Raw genomic sequence first — 16,072 nt, 5'->3', positions numbered from 1 at the left:
TGCCATGGGTACTTTGGTGTTGGTCCGGCACGGCCAGAGCGAGTGGAACCTGCTCAACGTGTTCACGGGATGGCAAGACCCGGACATAACGGAACAAGGCCGCGCCGAGGCCGTCGACGGGGGCAAGGCGCTGGCGGCCGCCGGGCTGCTGCCCGACGTCGCCCACACCTCTTTACTGCGGCGGGCGATCACCACCTGCAACCTCGCCCTCGACGCCTGCGACCGCGAGTGGATCCCCGTCCACCGGCACTGGCGGCTCAACGAACGCCACTACGGCGCGCTCCAGGGCCTTAATAAGAAGGAGACGGAGGACAAGCACGGCACCGAGCAGTTCCTGCTGTGGCGCCGCAGCTACGACGTGCCGCCGCCCCCCGTGGCCACGGACTCGCCGCACCACCCGATCAACGACCTCCGTTACGCCGATGTCGCCCCCGAGCTGCTGCCGGCGACCGAGTGCCTGGCCGACGTGCTCGTGCGGGTGCTGCCGTACTGGTACGACGCCATCGTCCCGCAGCTGCACGAGAACAAGACGGTGCTCGTCGCCGCCCACGGCAACTCGCTGCGCGCCCTGGTGAAGCACCTCCTCAACATCAGCGACGCCGAGATCCCCTCGCTCGAGATCCCGACGGGCAAGCCGTGGGTCTTCGAGATGAACGACGACTACACGGTCAAGTCCGAGGCCTACCTCTAGCCGCCGGCGACTTTCTGCGGGTTATGGGACCCCGTTGTCCCATAACCCGCATGAAGTGGTTCGAGGGCCTCCATCAGGTAGCCCCGAGAACGAACGGTTTTGATCGACAGGCCGAGGGGTCCGACGCGGCGGCGCAGGCGCAGCACGTGGACGTCGAGGGCGTTGCGGCCGGCGGCGCCGTCGGGCCAGCCGGCCGACGCCAGCGCGTCACGGGAGACGACCGCGCCGAAGCGGTCGACGAGCGTGGCGGTGAGGCGAGCCTCGACCGGTGGCAGGGGCACCCAGCCGGGGCCGAAGCGCAGCACGCCGTCGCCGTCGAGGCTCGGCGTGGTGACGGAGTGATGCCGGGCGCGCACTTCGAGCGCCGTCAGCCGCGCCCGCAGGTCGAGTTCGGACGCGGGGACGCGAATCCAGTCCTCGACGCAGTCGACGGCCTCGGGCGGCATGGCACCGTCCTCGACGAGCAGCAGGCGCGCCTGGCCGATCTCGACGAGGTGCTCGCGCCGCGCCGCCTCCGCGGGCCATCGCAAGAGCACTACGTCCACGGTGCAAAACGTAGAGACGAAACATTGCAGGGACATTTCGCCGCCGTGAAGGCTCGCGACGCGCTTATTGTTCGCTCAACGTGCCAAGGGGAGGCTGGACAAAGTGGCGAAAGACACGAAGCTTGATCAACTCGCACGAGTGCGGCTGTTCTCGGCGTGCTCCAAGAAGGAACTGACGACGATCGGGCGCGCGTCCGACGAAGTGACAGTTCCCGACGGCGCGGTGCTGTGTAAGGAAGGCGACCCGGGCCACGAGTTCTATCTCGTGCTCAGCGGTGGTGTGGACGTGAAGCGCAAGGGCAAGAAGCTCAACGGGCTCGGCCCGGGCCAGTACTTCGGCGAGCTGGCGCTGCTGCATCGTGGCCCGCGCAACGCCACGGTCACGGCCCGCGGCGAGACGACGCTGCTGGTCCTCGGCCAGCGCGAATTCTCCGGTGTGCTCGACAGCATCCCCGGCTTGGCCCACAAGCTGTTGGCGGCGATGGCCGCCCGCTTGGCCGAAGCCGACATGGGCAGCAACTAGCCGCACGTCTTGAACTCCGCTCCTGCGAGCGGCGTTCACTAAGTTGCAACGCATGGCCGAATCGCAGAAGCCGTCGCGCCGCCTCCGCCCGAGCCACATCGCGCTCCTCCTCGGCGTCGGCTGGGCCGTGCTCACCTTCGCCGCCGGTACGGCGTCGGCGATCTTCCACTTCCACGACGACTCCCCCGTCAGCCGGCACGACTTCCTGAACATCCCCTCGCCGGTCAAGGGCATCTTCTACGGCGTCTTGACCGTCGCCTTCCTCTGCGTCGGCTACCTGTTCTCCCTGCGGGCGCAGAACTGGGAGCGGGGCCAGCCTGACCGGCGCAAGACGACGCCGAAGAACGCCAAGCAGCGCATCGAGGCGTTCCGCTCTGGGGTGTGGATGCGCACGCTGCTGCGCGACGGCGCGGCAGGGCTGATGCACAGCCTGATCTACTTCCCGTTCCTCGTGCTGTTCGCGGTCACGAACCTCGTCATCTTCAACGAGCAGGCGCCGAAGTCGCTCAAGTTCCTGCACGGCCGGGCCTATCAAGCACTGTCATTCGGCGCCGATATCGCCGGCGTGCTGTTCATCATCGGCATCAGCTGGGCGATCTACCGCCGCTTCGTCCAGCGCGTCTATCGCGTGCGCATCAAGACGCGTCCCGAGGACTACGTCATCCTCGGCCTGTTCCTGCTCATCGGCGTCGGCGGCTTCCTCGTCGAAGGGTTCCGCATCGCCATCGTCGGTCGGCCGGCGTTCGAGAAGTGGTCGGTCGTCGGCTACCCCGTCTCGTACTGGTTCCAGAACAACACCCACATGCACGGCTGGCACCAGACGTTCTGGATGCTGCACGCCTCCGCGTTCGTCGCCTTCCTCGTGCTGATCCCGACGACCAAGCTGCGCCACATGTTCACCTCGCCGATGAACATGTACCTGTCGGACCGCGACCGCCCCAAGGGCGCGATGAAGCCGCTGCCCAACATGATGGAGACGAGCCTCGAGAGTTTCGGCGCCAACGTGATCGAGGACTTCACGTGGAAGCAGCTCCTCGACACCGACGCCTGCACGGTGTGCGGGCGCTGCACGTCGGTGTGCCCGGCGCACGCCACGGGCAAGCCGCTCGACCCCCGCGAGATCGTGCTGAAAGTCGGCCACGTGATGGCGGCGACGCACCCGTCGGGTTCGGTGTCGCCGGTCGTGGGCCAGGATGTCGAGCTGACGGTCAAGTCCGACTCGGTGTTCGAGCGCATCTCGTCGGAAGAGATCTGGGCGTGCACGTCGTGCAAGGCGTGCGACGACATCTGCCCGGTCAACATCGAGATCCTCGACAAGATCCTCGACATGCGGCGCTACCTGTCGCTGATGGAGTCCGACTTCCCCGCCGAATTGGGCAACGCCTACCGCGCCATGGAGAACCAGGCCAATCCGTGGTCGATGAACCAGAACGAGCGCGCCGACTGGGCGAAGGGTCTCGTCGGCATCGACATCATCGACGGCTCGTCGCCCATCGAGGCCGAGTACCTGTACTGGGTCGGCTGCGCCGGTTCCTTCGACGACAAGAACAAGAAGGTCACGCAGGCCACGGCCAAGCTGCTCCAGCGCGCCGGCGTGTCGTTCTCGATCCTCGGCCCCTCCGAGCAGTGCACCGGTGACCCGGCGCGCCGTTCGGGCAACGAGTACCTGTTCCAGATGTTGGCGGGCGCCAACGTCGAGACGCTCAACGGCATGGGCGTCAAGAAGATCATCACGCAGTGCCCGCACTGCTTCAACACGCTGGCCAACGAGTACCCGCAGCTGGGCGGTACCTACGAAGTCGTCCACCACAGCCAGTTCCTCGAGTACCTCATCGACACCGGCAAGCTCGACATGTCCGGCGCGTCGCTCGACGAGCGCGTCGTGTACCACGACAGCTGCTACCTCGGCCGCCACAACGACGTGTACGAGGCGCCGCGCCGCGTCATCGGCTCGCTCAAGGGTGTCGACATCGTCGAGGCGCCGCGCAACGGCAACCGCGGCATGTGCTGCGGCGCCGGCGGCGCCCGCATGTGGATGGAAGAACACGTCGGAACCAAGGTCAACACCGAGCGGTCGCGCGAACTGTTGGCCACCGGAGCCTCACGCGTGGCCACCGCCTGTCCGTTCTGTTACATCATGATCGACGACGGCGTGAAGGAACACGGGCGCGACGACGTCGTCGTGGCCGACATCTCGATGCATCTCCTCGACGCGCTGGAACGCGGCGGGTCGATTTCCTGAGCTTCTACTTCTTGAAGTTCTCGAAGAAGCGCGACGGCGTGGGCCCGCGCTGGCCCTGATACTTCGAGCCGACTGACTTCGAGCCGTACGGGTTGTCCGCCGGCGTCGTCATCTGGAAGAAGCTGACCTGGCCGATCTTCATGCCGGGGTACAGCCGGATCGGCAGGTTGGCCACGTTGGACAGCTCGAGGGTGAGGTAGCCGTTGAAGCCGGCGTCGACGAAGCCGGCCGTGGCGTGCACCAGCAGCCCGACACGACCGAGGCTCGACTTGCCCTCGATGCGGGCGACGAGATCGTCGGGGACGCCGACGAGTTCGGAAGTCGAACCGAGCACGAACTCGCCGGGGTGCAGCACGAAGTACTGATCCTCGGGCACCTTGACCAGTTCGGTGAGGTCCTCTTGGTCCGCCTTCACGTCGATCACATCCATCGTGTGGTTGAGAAAGACGCGAAACAGGTTGTCGAGGTGCAGGTCGACCGACGACGGCTGAATGCAGTCGTCGCCCAGCGGGTCGATGACGATGCGCCCGGCGTCGATGGCCTCGCGGATGGAGCGGTCAGACAGGACCATTCGGAGAGCCTACGGGATGAGGACGACGCGGCCCACTGCTTGGCGGCTCTCGATAAAGGCGTGCGCCGCCGCGGCTTCGGCGAGGGGGAAGGTGCGGTCGACGAGCACGGTGAGGCGGCCGGCGGCGACGTCGTCGACGAGGTCCTGGATCATGCGCTGGGCGCGCTCGGTGGCGATCTCGGCGCCGAGGAACACGCCGGTGAGCGACTGGTTGTTCATGCCGAGCACGCCGGCGTCGAAGGGGGTGAAGTCGCGTCCGGCGCTGCCGACGGTGATCGCCCGGCCGCGGTAGGCGAGGCAGGCGACCGACTTCTGGAGCGTGGCGCCGCCGACCGAGTCCACGACGAGGTCGACGCCGCGGCCATTCGTGAGGGCGCGCACGTCGTCGACCCAGCTGTCCTGCGAGTAGTCGATCGGGTGGTCGAGGCCGAGCTTGGTCAGCGGCTCGAGGCGTGCGAGCGAGCTGGCCGTGGCGATGACCGTCGCCCCGGCGCGCTTGGCGAGCTGGATCGCCGCCATGCCGACGCCGCCGGCGCCCGCCTGCACGAGCACGGTCTCGCCTTCGGTGAGGTGGCCGAACTCGAAGAGGCAGTCGTGCGCCGTGCCGAAGGCGACGGGCACGCAGGCACACGCCACGACGTCGGCGCCGTCGGGGATCGTCCAGGTGATCTGGCTCGGCACGCAGAACAACTCGGCGTGCGAGCCGTTGAAGCTCGTCGCCACGACGCGGTCGCCCACCTTGCGATCGGTGACATCGTCGGCCACTTCCACGATCGTGCCCGCCGCCTGGTAGCCCACGATGTGGGGAGTGGACAGCAGCGGACCGCCGAGACGGTTGAGCGTGTCGCCGCCTTCGATCGACACCGCCTCGACCTTGATCAGCACGCTGCCGGGCGTGACCACGGGGTCGGGAACGTCCTCGTACTGGAGCACTTCGGGTGGACCGTTCTTGTAATAGACGGCGGCTTTCATGGGCGCCACCTTACGGGTGCAGGCCATCATGTCGTCATGGGACTCGAACACTTTGCACCGACGGCAACCGCGGTCGACGTGCACGCGGTTCTCGTGCGCGACGGCGCCGTCATAATCGACGACGTCCTCGACGACGCGACGATCGCCACGTTGCGCGCCGAACTGGCGCAACCGCTGGCGACGACCGCGCCGGGGGTCGAGGAGTTCAGTGGGCTGAACACGCGACGCTTCGGTGCGCTGATCGAGCGCGCCCCCGCCACCCGACCCCTCGTCACCCACCCACTGGTGCTCGAGGTGGCCAAGCTGCTGCTGGCGGACGCGTCGGCCGTGCAGCTACACCTCACACAGGCGATCTGCATCGGCCCCAACAGCCCGGCGCAGGTCATCCACCGCGACCAGTGGGCCTTCGACTTCTTCGCGTTCCCGCCCGGCTACGAGGTGCAGTGCAACACGATCTGGGCGATCACCGACTTCACCGAACAGAACGGTGCGACCCGCGTCGCCGTCGGCTCGAACCACGCCGAGAACGACCTGCGGCTCGAACAAAGCGACACCGTCGGCGCGGTGATGCGCGCCGGCTCCGTCGTCATCTACACGGGCGCGGTGTACCACGGCGGGGGCGCCAACGTGACCGACGACGAAACGCGCATCGGCGTCAACATCACCTACAACCGCGGGTGGCTGCGTCAGGAGGAGAACCAGTACCTGGCCGTATCGCGCGAGTGCGCCGCCACCCTCGACGAGCAACTGCTGCGGCTCATGGGATACCAGAAGGGAGCGTTCGCGCTCGGCTACATCGACGACCTGCGCGACCCCATCGCCGCGGTCCGTCCCGAGTTCGCCAACCCCTTCGGCTTCGCCGTCGGTACCTGACGCCACGCCGAGGGGGCGTGTGCGGAGTTCGTCGGGTCTTCGGCCGGACAACTCCGCACACGGTGCTGACCGTTAGGATCGTCGCTCCACGCGGGTGTAGTTCAGAGGCAGAACATCAGCTTCCCAAGCTGAGAACGCGGGTTCGATTCCCGTCACCCGCTCCAAATTTTCCGCTGGTCACGGCGGCGCCGAGGTGGCAGCGACTCGACGTGCCGAGCAGCGATGGCACTTTCATGGCACATCCGCGAAAACGAGTTCGGTTGATGCACTGCGCGTTTCGGAGTGCGAACATGTATGCGTGCCGCCACCTCCTGAGCCGTCCGAGCGCGAGCTTCGTAGCCTCGCGAGGGCACTACGTCGTCCTGTCGGCCGATACACGTACGAGCGCGCCGCCCACTTGGCCGGCGTGCCACAGCGCACGCTCCACGACTGGGCGCAGAAGCGCGTGTTCGTGCCGGACTTCAACGATCTCCGCCCGAAGCAATGGTCGTATCGCGATCTCGTGCTGGTCCGTTTGTTCGTATGGCTCCGAGGCGCAGGGCAGACGCCCGCCAACGCTTCCCGTCACGTGGACCTCGTCCGAAGCTTGCTCGAGACAGCGTCGGACGACGCGCTACCGGTACTGCGCGGCGATCACCGGGCGCTGCTGATCGAAGACGAGCAGTTCGATCGAGCGACCGGCGACCAGATCATGGAGGGGCTTGGCGCCTTGATGAGTGTCTTCGATTTCGCGCAGGAGCTGCCAGACGTTGGCAAGCCGATGTGGGGGCCCAACCTCGTCAGGCCATCGGAATACACATCGATCCTGCCGCTCGTTATGGCCGGCGAGCCCTGCATCGCTACGACCCGCATCACGACAGCGAACGTTTGGACGCTCCAACACGATCGCGGACTAAGCGCCGGCGAAATTGCCGACTTGTATCCCGGCTTGAACAAGCTTCAGGTCAGGGATGCCATAGAACTCGAATCGAAGCTGCGACCCGCGGCGTAAGCCTTGGCCCCGCGACGTTGGCTCCTGGATCAGAACTTCCCGAAGCCGCGGTTCGACGCTGACCAACTCGACGCGACTGTCACGTACACGCACCTCGTTGACTTCAACAACGTCTTCTCGAACACGTCGACGCCCGACTGGCTTTTGCATCTCGCTGCCGAACACGACGGATTTGAGGGCGTTGTCACGACCGATCCGAGCCAACTCGAACAAGACGAGGAAGCGATCGCGCTCGTGGCGACAAATTTGAGCGTGGTGACTTGGACACATCGCATTAACGACCCGGTCGTTCAGTGGGGCAGTTTGATCGCCTACATGCCCGAGATCCTCAAGCAGATCGACCGCCATGGACCCTCACTCATCACGTTGCCGGTGCCACGCCTTACCGCGGCGAAAGTAGACAAGACCGCCGGCATTGCCGGCCGGATCGCGTCACAGCGCAAGGTGTCTGTACCGGAACTGCGTGGCGAGGTGCTGCCCGATATGAGGGCTGAGTTGGCCGACCGGCAGCTCGAACATCTGTTGCCGTACTTGGAACGTGAACGCGCGCCGAAGAGATAGCTACCGAGCAACTCCACGTCGGTAGGAAGGCTGTGATCGACTTGACCTCAGCCGCTCTCGAAGAGCGACTGCTGGCGGCTCTCGCGGTTGGCACGTAGCTCCTCGATCGGCGTGACGGTCGCCTCGTCGGCCGGCTTGATATCCGCTGCCTCGAGGAACTCGCCGATGGCCTTGGCGATGACGACGTCGCGATCCCGGGTGGCGTGTTGGTAGATCAACGCCGCCCGCGCGGTCGAGTGGCCCATGCGCGCCATAAGTTCCTTCGTCGATGCACCGGTCGCGGCAGCAAGCGTGTTGGCGGTGTGGCGCAGGTCGTGGAAGTGGAGATGCGAAAGGCCGATCTTCGACTTGGCAGCCTTCCAGCGCAGGTTCCAGATGCGACGACTGAGCGGCGAGCCGTCGGCCTCGGTGAACACGAGTGCGTCGGGAGCATCGGCGGTCCACGATGCGAGGTGACTGCGCAGCTCGTCGGCGATCTGCGGAGGAAGCGCTACCGTCCGCCGCCCAGCTTCGCTCTTCGGCGGACCGACGATGCGGGCGCCGCTCTTGAGTTCGACGGCCTGGTCGTCGACGCGCACCGCGACCCGGTCGACATCGACATCGCAGCGCTGGAGGCCGAGCAACTCGCCGAGTCGAAGGCCGCCGAACGTGGCGAGCACGACCATGAGCCGGTAGCGCGGCTCGATTGCGTCAGCGAGCGCCATCGCCTGCGGGATCGTCGCCGTCGGTCGCTCGGGTGCTCGCTCGACGCCGGCGCCTTCGATCAGGCACGGGTTCTTGCCGATGATGCTGTCCTCGACCGCGGTGTTGAGGATCGTTCGCAGCAAGCGGTACGACTTGGCGACCGTCGACGCTCCCGGGTGACGAGCCGCGTACAACTCGCCGTGCCACTTCCGAACCGCCGATGAGGACAGCCGCGCCAACGTCAGCTCGCCGAGCGTCGGCAGGATGTGGAGCCGCAGTAGACCGTCGTACAGCTCGCGGGTGCGTGGTCGTAGCTGGGCTCGGTTCTTGAGCCAGCGCGTCGCGAAGTCGTCGAGCGTGATGTCGGCGACGCGCGGATCGATCCAGGTCGAACGGCTGCGGTCCGCGACCTCGCGCGCTTCGAAGGTCTCGGCCTCGCGCTTGGTGCGGAAGGTGCGCTTATACGGGTGGCCGTCGGGCGTGCGCAACCTCACGTCGTAGACGGTCTTGCCGCTCTTCAACTTGCGGGCGTCGATGCTCATGCCGACTCACGGTACGAAGGGGGTGTGGCGTCCTCAATGGCCAAAAGTCGCGCGACGTAATCGTTTACGGCGGTGACTGGGACCCGGCATGCCCGACCGATGCGCACCGCACGAATCTCGCCACGGTCGATGAGCTCGTAGACGGTTGTTCGCCCGACCGACAGCAGCCGGGCTGCCTCGACGATGGTCAGAAGCAGCGGCTCGGGCGCGTGTGGTTCCGGAAGGTTCAGCATCACCTCTACAAAGCCGTTCGCGACCCCCGAACCGGACAACAAGCATTGCGATGCAGGTGTGTGGGACTGACTTCGCCGGCTTTCGAATACCGACTTGTGAGCGCTTCGCGAGTCCGTACCCTGATGCCCGGTGAAAGACCGGATCATGTACGTCGAACTGAAGTCGGGCTACAACGATGACGGCCCTGCTTGGATCGGTCGCGTCTCATTTTCGAAGACGGGCCGCACCGTTTATTACCGAGGCCGGACTCTCCAGCGAAAGCCATACGGCGGCGGTCCGGGCAACCACTTCGATGTCGAGACCGGTGAGGAGTTCTGGATCTCGGGCGTAAAGAAGAGCGGGCAGGACCGGCATTGGGCCGGCAAGGGCACGGTCGAAGTCGATGAGGACGCGCGCGACGAGTACACACGACTAACAGCACGTCCGTCCAGCCCCAAGGCCGCGGGATGACGACGGCGGGAGTTGCAGACGGAGCGATCCGATCCTTAGCCCGAGCTCACCATGAACTCCCCGCAATTGAGCCCGCCAGTGGCCACCGCACTGAAGCACTCGTCGCCTACGGCTGGTGGTCACGCATCATCCGAACCGCTCACGCGGTCGCTGTGCTGCATGACTCGGGCCTCGCTCACGAGTCTTCGCCGTTGGTGCGTGTGGTACTGCATCACTACGCAGCGATGAAGTGGCTGCTGGACGAGCCCGATCAAGTGCTCGAGGCAAATCCGGTGGGAGCACCAACATCAGGGAGCTCGCACAAAAAGGGCAGCGATTGCCCGCGACTGGGACCTTGACGAGTCACGACTCGTGACAGGACCAGGCACAAAAGAACCGGCGGGCGTCGCGTTGCTGAACAGCGCCGAGAAACTATGCGAACGCGCTGGCGTCTCGAATGTGTACGTCGCCTTTTTGCTGGAGTCGAAGTACGCGCACCCCACAGCGATTTCGGCGGACTCGTACCTAGCGATCAGCTCGGGCGAGCCGACGCTGGACCCGACGCCGACCTCGCACACACCGTTACGAGGAACCGCTCTCATCGCTGCCGAGGCAACTCGTTGGTTCGCCGCTGTCGTCGCAGACCAGTCTCTGGCCGCAGTTGCAATCGAGGCCGAGTCGCAGCTCGCCGGACCGGACTAGGCGGCTCTCTCACCAGTGAAGGCTTGGCCAGAGTGGCGCGAAGGCGAAACCCGTCGTCAATTCGCGTTCGCCGACGTGGAGTCTTGCGAGCCGGTCATACGGATCGGAGTAGTAACGGACATCTTCCGGAACCACGTCTGTCATGAGCGGAATTGGTTTGCCTTCAAGTAGCAGAGGGTGCGCTCTCCGGTTCGCCTCTTCGTAGACGTCGAACGGCTGCGGCTTGCCACCGAGAAACCAGAAATATCCAATTCGCTGACGCGCCGTTTCGGCGATCTTCGCAACCTCGGCACCAAGCGGGCGTAGACGCTCGCTCCGTTTGGCGAGAAAAGCCGCCCACGTGTCGATCTGCGCTGAGGCGACGACGGCCACGTAGAGGAGCGCTAACTCGCTGAGCAGATGGGTCGCTGACGGTGAGTTGGGTCTGACATCTCGGTGCGCAACGTTGTAACCAGTGTTCGTTGCGTGGGTGAACGCGCTCAGAAACCGATAGTGAACCTGGAGTTGCAAGATTTCGTCTGCGGACGCCAGGTCGTTCAATTCGAGGTTGTCGCACAGCGCCCCCCACTTGAAGTACTCCGAGTAGAGCTGCTGGCTCGTCTTTGCCCACTTGACGCTGTCTTCCAGTTCTCGAAAGGGCCTCAGCAACTGCTCCTGCGTCGAGGGGTGTCCGGCGAGCGCGTCGTAGTGTTCCATCGCTAGCCAATAAGGAGATATCTGCTCAACGACGTCTCCCTCGGGATTGATGACCGCATGGCCACGCCGTACGAGGCGCAACCCTCGCTTGGTCGGAGCGAGAGACTCGACCTGTTTGGTCCAGTCCCCTTCTTGTGCCTCCCACTCCGCCAACAATCGGTCTCGATCCTCGTCAGCGTCCGTTGGGAAATCCAAGCGATAACGGTTTGCGAGCAACAGAAGCCGATCGAGCACGTGGTGCTCTAACGCGGTGCGACAGACGACGAGCGCAGACGGGAACAGCTCGGCACTAGCGAGATTCAGCACTGCGCGGAGGTGGCCCGCCAGCCGCTCGGTTCTCGCGGCAAACTCCAAGTCCTGCATCCATGCGGACGCATCGGTCTTGGCCGCAATATGGCTCTGCCAGTGCTCGAGCAGAGCTACAAGACCGAACGCCGAGGTCGCGAGCGTCGGATGCTCGGCTTCGAGATCGACCACTCCACAGTGTCGCTCTTGTTCGAGCGGGTGGGCTACCAAGAGCAAGCGTCATGGCACATCTATGGCACATGCGCTGAGAAACTCGGCCGTTCGCGGTGGTCCGCCTTACACGCGTGACCAGCGCATTCATCCGCCAACGTTCGCCGTCAACGTTCGAGATCAGCTTCCCAAGCTGAGAACGCGGGTTCGATTCCCGTCACCCGCTCCATCCACCCGTTCACTTCCATGTGATGTCACCAGCGGCGGCGGCGGTTGACGTTGCCCGTAGCCGGCGAGTCGAGCAGCGGCTGGCAGGCGTTGTTGCACTCGAGGCCGAAGCGCTCGTCGGGCGGGTAGATCCACTCGTCGTTGCTCCACACGATCTGGAGCGCCTCTCGCAGCGCCGGCGTGCGGCCGAGCCAGGCGTAGTAGCGCTTCCAGCCGTCGAAGCGGCCGTGTTGCCACTGCGAGGGGTGGACGTCGCCGAAGCGGACGGGGAACTCGTCGACGAGCCGCTCCGAGTCAGCTGAACTGAACCGCTCGCCGTTGCGTACGCGATCGGCGAGCGCCTGGATCACCATGGACGCCGGTCGCGCCGGGAGACCGGTGACGACGAACTCGGGATGGTCGAACGACGCGGTCAACCCGATCGTGTAGGTCCACTCCTCGGGGCCGTCGACGCTCAGCGTTGTGTAGCCGTAGCGGGCGATGCGGCGCTGCAAGTCGCCCTGCAGCTGGTCCTCGGTCATGCCGTCGCAGATTGCGCACATGGTTCGTCACTTCCTCACGTGATGCGGAATGAGGAAGCCGAGGTGACGGCCAGCTTCGATGCCCACCGTCACCGTACCGACAGGGTGTGACGCTCAAGTCGTTGGGATTCGGCGCCGATAGGCATTGATGCAGTTCCGGCTTCGCCGCGTCGTTCAGGCCCTTTGCGTGTTCTCCGCGATTGCGGCGGTGGCACTGGCAACCATCGGTTTGCCCGTCGCCGGCGCCTCGCAGCCAGGAGGCAACGGCGAGATCGTGTTCATGCGCTTGTTGAGCGGCAGCCAGTACGAGCTCTACGCCATGAACCCCGATGGCAGCGACCTGCACGCGCTCACCCAGGCACCCGACGCCGCCGCGTTTCCGAGCTTCTTCGCCGGCGGCTCGAAGATCGCCTACCTGGGCGCGCAGGCCGGTGCCTTGGTGATGAATGCCGACGGTTCCGCCAAGCAAGTCGTACCGGGGATCGCGCCGCATCTCTACGTGAGCATCTCGCCCGACGGGACGCACTTCGTCTACATGAAGGGTGATCCGTCAGGCCACGGCAAGCTCGAAGTCGTCAATTACGACGGCACCGGCGCGCAACAGCTGTTCCCCGACGACGGATCCGGCGAGTGGTATCCGTCGTGGTCCGCCGACGGCCGGCGCCTGACGTACCTGAACGAGAACCTGTTCGACGTGTGGATCGCGGATCGCGACGGCGCCAACGCCCACCTCGTGGCGACCACGCCGTACCAGGTGCGCAGCGAGCCGGCGTTCGCGCCCGACGATCGCAGCGTGGTCTTCGCGGCCAACGAGAGTCTGCTCGACGGAACGTACCGAGCGCACCTGTACGTCGTCGGCGACGATGGCGCCGGTCTGCACGAGATCCCGGTGACGCTGCCCGAGGGTCGGGCGTACTCGCCCACGTTCTCGCCGGACGGCCAGACCATCGCCTTCTCCTTCGCGGGAGCCGACGCCGGTATCCACACCGTCTCGGTGGACGGCACGAACCTGCGGCAGCTCACGTCGGGAAGCGAAGACGACATGCCCACGTGGCAGCCGCTTACCGCCGCGAGCCTGCCCACGACGACGACGTCGACCTCCACGACTTCGACCACTTCCACCACCTCGACGACGGTCGTGGGCAACGTGGCACCGACGTCGGTCATCACACTCGCGATCAGCGGCCGCACCGTCCAAGTGAGCGGGGCGCGTGCCACCGACCGTGACGGCACCATCGCGTCGTACGAGTGGACCTGGGGCGACAAGACCGCCAGCACGCGTGGGCGGGGAGCCACGCACACCTACGCGTCCGGCGGTTCGTACCACGTCGTGCTCACGGTCACCGACAACGGCGGCAAGAAAGGCACCGGCGACGTGTGGGTGCACGTCGCCTAACCGACGCCCGCAGCTAACTCCGCATCCGACTTACGAGTCTTTAGACAACGACCGCAGCGGGCACTGCCGTGGGTGTGAACGACACCGCCACCACCGCCGTGCGCGACCTGATCGCGACGTTCACCAAGGTCGCGCTGCCCAAACTGGCCAAGGCGCGCCGTCCGAAGGACCTCAAGGCGCTGGCGCGGGACCCCAAGCTCATCGAAGCGCTCGGGCGGGACCTGATCCCGTTGATCGACGCGGCGTCGCGCTACACGCTGCCGGTCAAGAGCCGCGTGGTCGGACACGTGTCGGCGACGATCACCGGTGCCGCCGGGCCGCTGGCGGCCAACGCCGCGGAGGGCTTGCTCCTCGCCGGACCCGAAACCGTCGCCATCACCGCGCCGACGGCGCTGGCCGTGCAGGTGACCGCCGCGGTGTGGGAGACCTACGTCGAGTTCTCGACCATCGTGCACAAGCTGCGCGTCGCCGGCATCGACGATCCCGAATCGGTGCAGCTCGCCATCATGCGCATGGTGCTGCCCGACGCCGACGATGTCAGCAAGGCCACGGTCACCCGCGCCGCCGAACGCCTGGCGGCGCGCATGCTCCGGGAGGCAGCCGCCGGTTGGCTGCCGGTCGCCGGCCCGTTCGTCGGGTCGATCGCGTCGAACTTCGACCTGCACCGCGCCCACCGCGCGGCGGACAGCGTCATTCGACAGCGGCGGGCGTCGGCGCGTCAACGGCCGCGGCCGGAGCTGACCGGCGGAGGAATGCTCGGAGGGCGACGGCGAACCAGCCGAGGGCGATGAGCATCCAGAAGCTCACGACGCGGTAGAGCAGCGCCGCGGCGGTGGCCGTCGCCGGATGCACGCCGCTGCCGACGAGCGCCAGCGCGATCGCACTTTCGACAAAGCCGGCGCCGCCGGGCGTGAACGGAATGCCCTTGGCCGTCGAGCCCGCAACCCACACCAGGATGAGCCGCGTCCAGGGCACGCCGGCACCCACCGCGACGATCGACAACGCCAGGGCGGACAGGTCGGCGAGGATGTTGACGAGCGTGTAGCTGAAGACGGTGGCGTAATCGGCGCGCCGCGGCCGCAGCGCGTCGAAGCGCTCGAACGCGATCGCCACGACCTCTGCCGGTGACCGGCCGAAGGACTGCTTCATCACGCGTTGGCGCCACGTCACCACCCGGACGGCGCGGCGGGTGACGCCCGGTCGCCATGACTGGCGGCGCAACGCCCACCACCCGAAGGCGCTCCCGAGCAGGACGACGCCCGTCGAACCCGCGATCGCACCCGACACGAACGTGCTACCCGACAACACGGCGCCGGTTCCGGCCACGATGCCGTAGGCGAGGGCCGAGAGCACGCCGGCGATGGCGAGCGCCCACGCGATCGTCGGACCGTCCACGCCGTGGCGGCGGTACGCCCGGAAAGTGAACACCGTGCCGACCTGGGCACCGACGAACGGGATCGAGCTGCTGATGGCGTTGCCGGCGTACGCGGTGTGCACGGCATGGCGCACGTGGGTGCCGTGCCCGGCGACGACGACGAGGTGCCGTTGCGCCAGCGCGAACGCCCCCATGGACACTGTTTCGGCGAGGGCCGCGAGCACGGCCCAGTCCCAACGCAGGTGGCTGAACACGTGAAACGACTGGCGCAGCGTGACGCGCTCCACGAACACGAACACGCTGAGGGCGGTGACACCGACGCAGGTGCCGACCCAGCGCGTCCACGGCATAGCTCTCATCGTACGGGGCGTACCCCGACGGGACCTCCGGGTCTAAGAGGCGGCGGCGAGATCGGCGACGACCGCCGGCAGCGTCTTCCAGTCGGCCTTGGACACGCATTCGCGAATCCCGACGGCGCGCGCCGCGCTCGCCACTTCGGCGTCGAGGTACGCCGTGAACAGGACGATTCGCTGATGCGGATACGTCGCCAGGACGCGCTCGGCGACCTCGAGACCGGTGGCGCCGGGCATGCGGTTGTCCAGCACCATCACCGTGGGCACCGGCGGCGGCGACAACTCGGCGACCTTCGCCAACGCTTCGGTGCCGTCGACGGCTTCGTCGACGACGGTGAAGCCCGCGTGTTCCAGCACCGCAGTGAGCAGCATGCGCATGTCGGGGGCGTCATCGGCCAGGAACACCGTCGTGTCGGAAGTCACGCCACGGGTTGTACCGCGGTGCGTCCGCCCGTCACGCGAATAGTCAAATTGTTGGGCTGTGTAC

18 protein-coding genes and 1 tRNA gene are annotated in these 16,072 nt (G+C 66.2%); 10 read left to right on the top strand and 9 right to left on the bottom strand.

What is annotated here, in order from left to right; translation table 11 throughout:
• The first annotated feature begins 4 nt into the window (after window positions 1-4).
• Window positions 5-691 (top strand): 2,3-diphosphoglycerate-dependent phosphoglycerate mutase, encoded by a 687-nt coding sequence (gpmA, locus tag VHC63_13255; protein HVV37570.1) that lies wholly within the window; start codon window positions 5-7, stop codon window positions 689-691.
• On the opposite strand, the gene VHC63_13250 is transcribed toward gpmA, so the two are convergent.
• Window positions 688-1,236 carry a helix-turn-helix domain-containing protein gene (locus tag VHC63_13250; GenBank protein ID HVV37569.1) on the bottom strand — a complete coding sequence of 183 codons (549 nt, stop codon included), beginning with the start codon at window positions 1,234-1,236 and terminating at the stop codon, window positions 688-690. The two genes, gpmA and VHC63_13250, sit on opposite strands and share 4 nt — an antisense overlap.
• Before the next feature lie 103 nt (window positions 1,237-1,339).
• Here VHC63_13250 and VHC63_13245 point away from each other — a divergent pair, with 103 nt between their 5' ends.
• Both VHC63_13245 and VHC63_13240 read left to right on the top strand, forming a co-directional pair.
• Entirely contained in the window at window positions 1,340-1,759 is a 420-nt protein-coding gene (locus tag VHC63_13245; GenBank protein ID HVV37568.1) for a cyclic nucleotide-binding domain-containing protein, read from the top strand.
• A 52-nt stretch (window positions 1,760-1,811) separates the two neighbouring features.
• Window positions 1,812-4,001, top strand: a complete 2,190-nt coding sequence (locus VHC63_13240; protein HVV37567.1) for a heterodisulfide reductase-related iron-sulfur binding cluster — start codon at window positions 1,812-1,814, stop codon at window positions 3,999-4,001.
• Between the two features lie 4 nt (window positions 4,002-4,005).
• Here the strand turns inward: VHC63_13240 and dcd are convergent, their stop codons facing one another.
• Both dcd and VHC63_13230 read right to left on the bottom strand, forming a co-directional pair.
• Window positions 4,006-4,572, bottom strand: a complete 567-nt coding sequence (gene dcd, locus VHC63_13235) for a dCTP deaminase (protein ID HVV37566.1) — start codon at window positions 4,570-4,572, stop codon at window positions 4,006-4,008.
• A 9-nt stretch (window positions 4,573-4,581) separates the two neighbouring features.
• Window positions 4,582-5,544: a zinc-binding alcohol dehydrogenase family protein gene (locus tag VHC63_13230; protein HVV37565.1), complete on the bottom strand. Its 963-nt coding sequence runs from the start codon at window positions 5,542-5,544 to the stop codon at window positions 4,582-4,584.
• A 36-nt stretch (window positions 5,545-5,580) separates the two neighbouring features.
• Here VHC63_13230 and VHC63_13225 point away from each other — a divergent pair, with 36 nt between their 5' ends.
• The 4 genes from VHC63_13225 to VHC63_13210 all read left to right on the top strand — a co-directional run bounded on the left by VHC63_13225 (window position 5,581) and on the right by VHC63_13210 (window position 7,969).
• Window positions 5,581-6,417 (top strand): phytanoyl-CoA dioxygenase family protein, encoded by an 837-nt coding sequence (locus tag VHC63_13225; protein ID HVV37564.1) that lies wholly within the window; start codon window positions 5,581-5,583, stop codon window positions 6,415-6,417.
• A gap of 90 nt (window positions 6,418-6,507) precedes the next feature.
• Window positions 6,508-6,581 (top strand) — tRNA-Gly (locus tag VHC63_13220).
• Window positions 6,582-6,823: 242 nt separating this feature from the next.
• Window positions 6,824-7,408: a DUF433 domain-containing protein gene (locus VHC63_13215; GenBank protein HVV37563.1), complete on the top strand. Its 585-nt coding sequence runs from the start codon at window positions 6,824-6,826 to the stop codon at window positions 7,406-7,408.
• Window positions 7,409-7,411: 3 nt separating this feature from the next.
• Window positions 7,412-7,969: a hypothetical protein gene (locus VHC63_13210; protein ID HVV37562.1), complete on the top strand. Its 558-nt coding sequence runs from the start codon at window positions 7,412-7,414 to the stop codon at window positions 7,967-7,969.
• Between the two features lie 47 nt (window positions 7,970-8,016).
• On the opposite strand, the gene VHC63_13205 is transcribed toward VHC63_13210, so the two are convergent.
• Window positions 8,017-9,195, bottom strand: coding sequence for a tyrosine-type recombinase/integrase (locus VHC63_13205; protein HVV37561.1), 1,179 nt, complete (start codon window positions 9,193-9,195; stop codon window positions 8,017-8,019).
• The gene (locus tag VHC63_13200) at window positions 9,192-9,428 is read right to left on the bottom strand and encodes a helix-turn-helix domain-containing protein (protein HVV37560.1); all 237 of its coding nucleotides are present in this window, start codon (window positions 9,426-9,428) and stop codon (window positions 9,192-9,194) included. The genes VHC63_13205 and VHC63_13200 overlap by 4 nt, the downstream gene beginning before the upstream one ends.
• A 130-nt stretch (window positions 9,429-9,558) precedes the next feature.
• Between VHC63_13200 and VHC63_13195 the strand changes: the two genes are divergently transcribed.
• Window positions 9,559-9,879 (top strand): hypothetical protein, encoded by a 321-nt coding sequence (locus VHC63_13195; GenBank protein HVV37559.1) that lies wholly within the window; start codon window positions 9,559-9,561, stop codon window positions 9,877-9,879.
• Between the two features lie 690 nt (window positions 9,880-10,569).
• On the opposite strand, the gene VHC63_13190 is transcribed toward VHC63_13195, so the two are convergent.
• On the bottom strand, window positions 10,570-11,733 hold the full coding sequence (locus VHC63_13190; GenBank protein ID HVV37558.1) for a hypothetical protein: 1,164 nt from the start codon (window positions 11,731-11,733) through the stop codon (window positions 10,570-10,572).
• Window positions 11,734-11,966: 233 nt separating this feature from the next.
• A complete protein-coding gene (locus VHC63_13185) occupies window positions 11,967-12,482 on the bottom strand; it encodes a DUF4262 domain-containing protein (GenBank protein HVV37557.1) in 516 nt (171 codons plus the stop codon).
• Window positions 12,483-12,648: 166 nt separating this feature from the next.
• On the opposite strand from VHC63_13185, the gene VHC63_13180 reads away from it, so the two are divergent.
• Together VHC63_13180 and VHC63_13175 are read left to right on the top strand one after the other, a co-directional pair.
• Window positions 12,649-13,857: a PKD domain-containing protein gene (locus tag VHC63_13180; GenBank protein HVV37556.1), complete on the top strand. Its 1,209-nt coding sequence runs from the start codon at window positions 12,649-12,651 to the stop codon at window positions 13,855-13,857.
• 68 nt (window positions 13,858-13,925) lie between these two features.
• The gene (locus VHC63_13175; protein ID HVV37555.1) at window positions 13,926-14,648 is read left to right on the top strand and encodes a hypothetical protein; all 723 of its coding nucleotides are present in this window, start codon (window positions 13,926-13,928) and stop codon (window positions 14,646-14,648) included.
• Here VHC63_13175 and VHC63_13170 read toward each other — a convergent pair.
• A complete protein-coding gene (locus tag VHC63_13170; GenBank protein ID HVV37554.1) occupies window positions 14,548-15,582 on the bottom strand; it encodes a lysylphosphatidylglycerol synthase transmembrane domain-containing protein in 1,035 nt (344 codons plus the stop codon). The genes VHC63_13175 and VHC63_13170 overlap by 101 nt on opposite strands.
• A 42-nt stretch (window positions 15,583-15,624) precedes the next feature.
• Complete coding sequence (locus tag VHC63_13165) at window positions 15,625-16,008, bottom strand: response regulator transcription factor (protein ID HVV37553.1); 384 nt, start codon at window positions 16,006-16,008, stop codon at window positions 15,625-15,627.
• Window positions 16,009-16,072 lie beyond the last annotated feature (64 nt).

The sequence above is a fragment of the Acidimicrobiales bacterium genome, assembly GCA_035546775.1.
Taxonomy (GTDB): Bacteria; Actinomycetota; Acidimicrobiia; order Acidimicrobiales; family JACCXE01; genus JACCXE01.
The sequence above is the reverse complement of the archived record's forward strand: the minus strand, read 5'-3'. Positions and strand labels throughout refer to the sequence as shown.

Coding starts and splice junctions, on each gene's coding strand:
- VHC63_13170 (HVV37554.1), bottom strand. CDS start 15,582: ATGCCGTGGACGCGCTGGGTCGGCACCTGCGTCGGTGTCACCGCCCTC.
- VHC63_13240 (HVV37567.1), top strand. CDS start 1,812: ATGGCCGAATCGCAGAAGCCGTCGCGCCGCCTCCGCCCGAGCCACATC.
- VHC63_13230 (HVV37565.1), bottom strand. CDS start 5,544: ATGAAAGCCGCCGTCTATTACAAGAACGGTCCACCCGAAGTGCTCCAG.
- VHC63_13200 (HVV37560.1), bottom strand. CDS start 9,428: ATGCTGAACCTTCCGGAACCACACGCGCCCGAGCCGCTGCTTCTGACC.
- dcd (HVV37566.1), bottom strand. CDS start 4,572: ATGGTCCTGTCTGACCGCTCCATCCGCGAGGCCATCGACGCCGGGCGC.
- VHC63_13205 (HVV37561.1), bottom strand. CDS start 9,195: ATGAGCATCGACGCCCGCAAGTTGAAGAGCGGCAAGACCGTCTACGAC.
- gpmA (HVV37570.1), top strand. CDS start 5: ATGGGTACTTTGGTGTTGGTCCGGCACGGCCAGAGCGAGTGGAACCTG.
- VHC63_13225 (HVV37564.1), top strand. CDS start 5,581: ATGGGACTCGAACACTTTGCACCGACGGCAACCGCGGTCGACGTGCAC.
- VHC63_13185 (HVV37557.1), bottom strand. CDS start 12,482: ATGTGCGCAATCTGCGACGGCATGACCGAGGACCAGCTGCAGGGCGAC.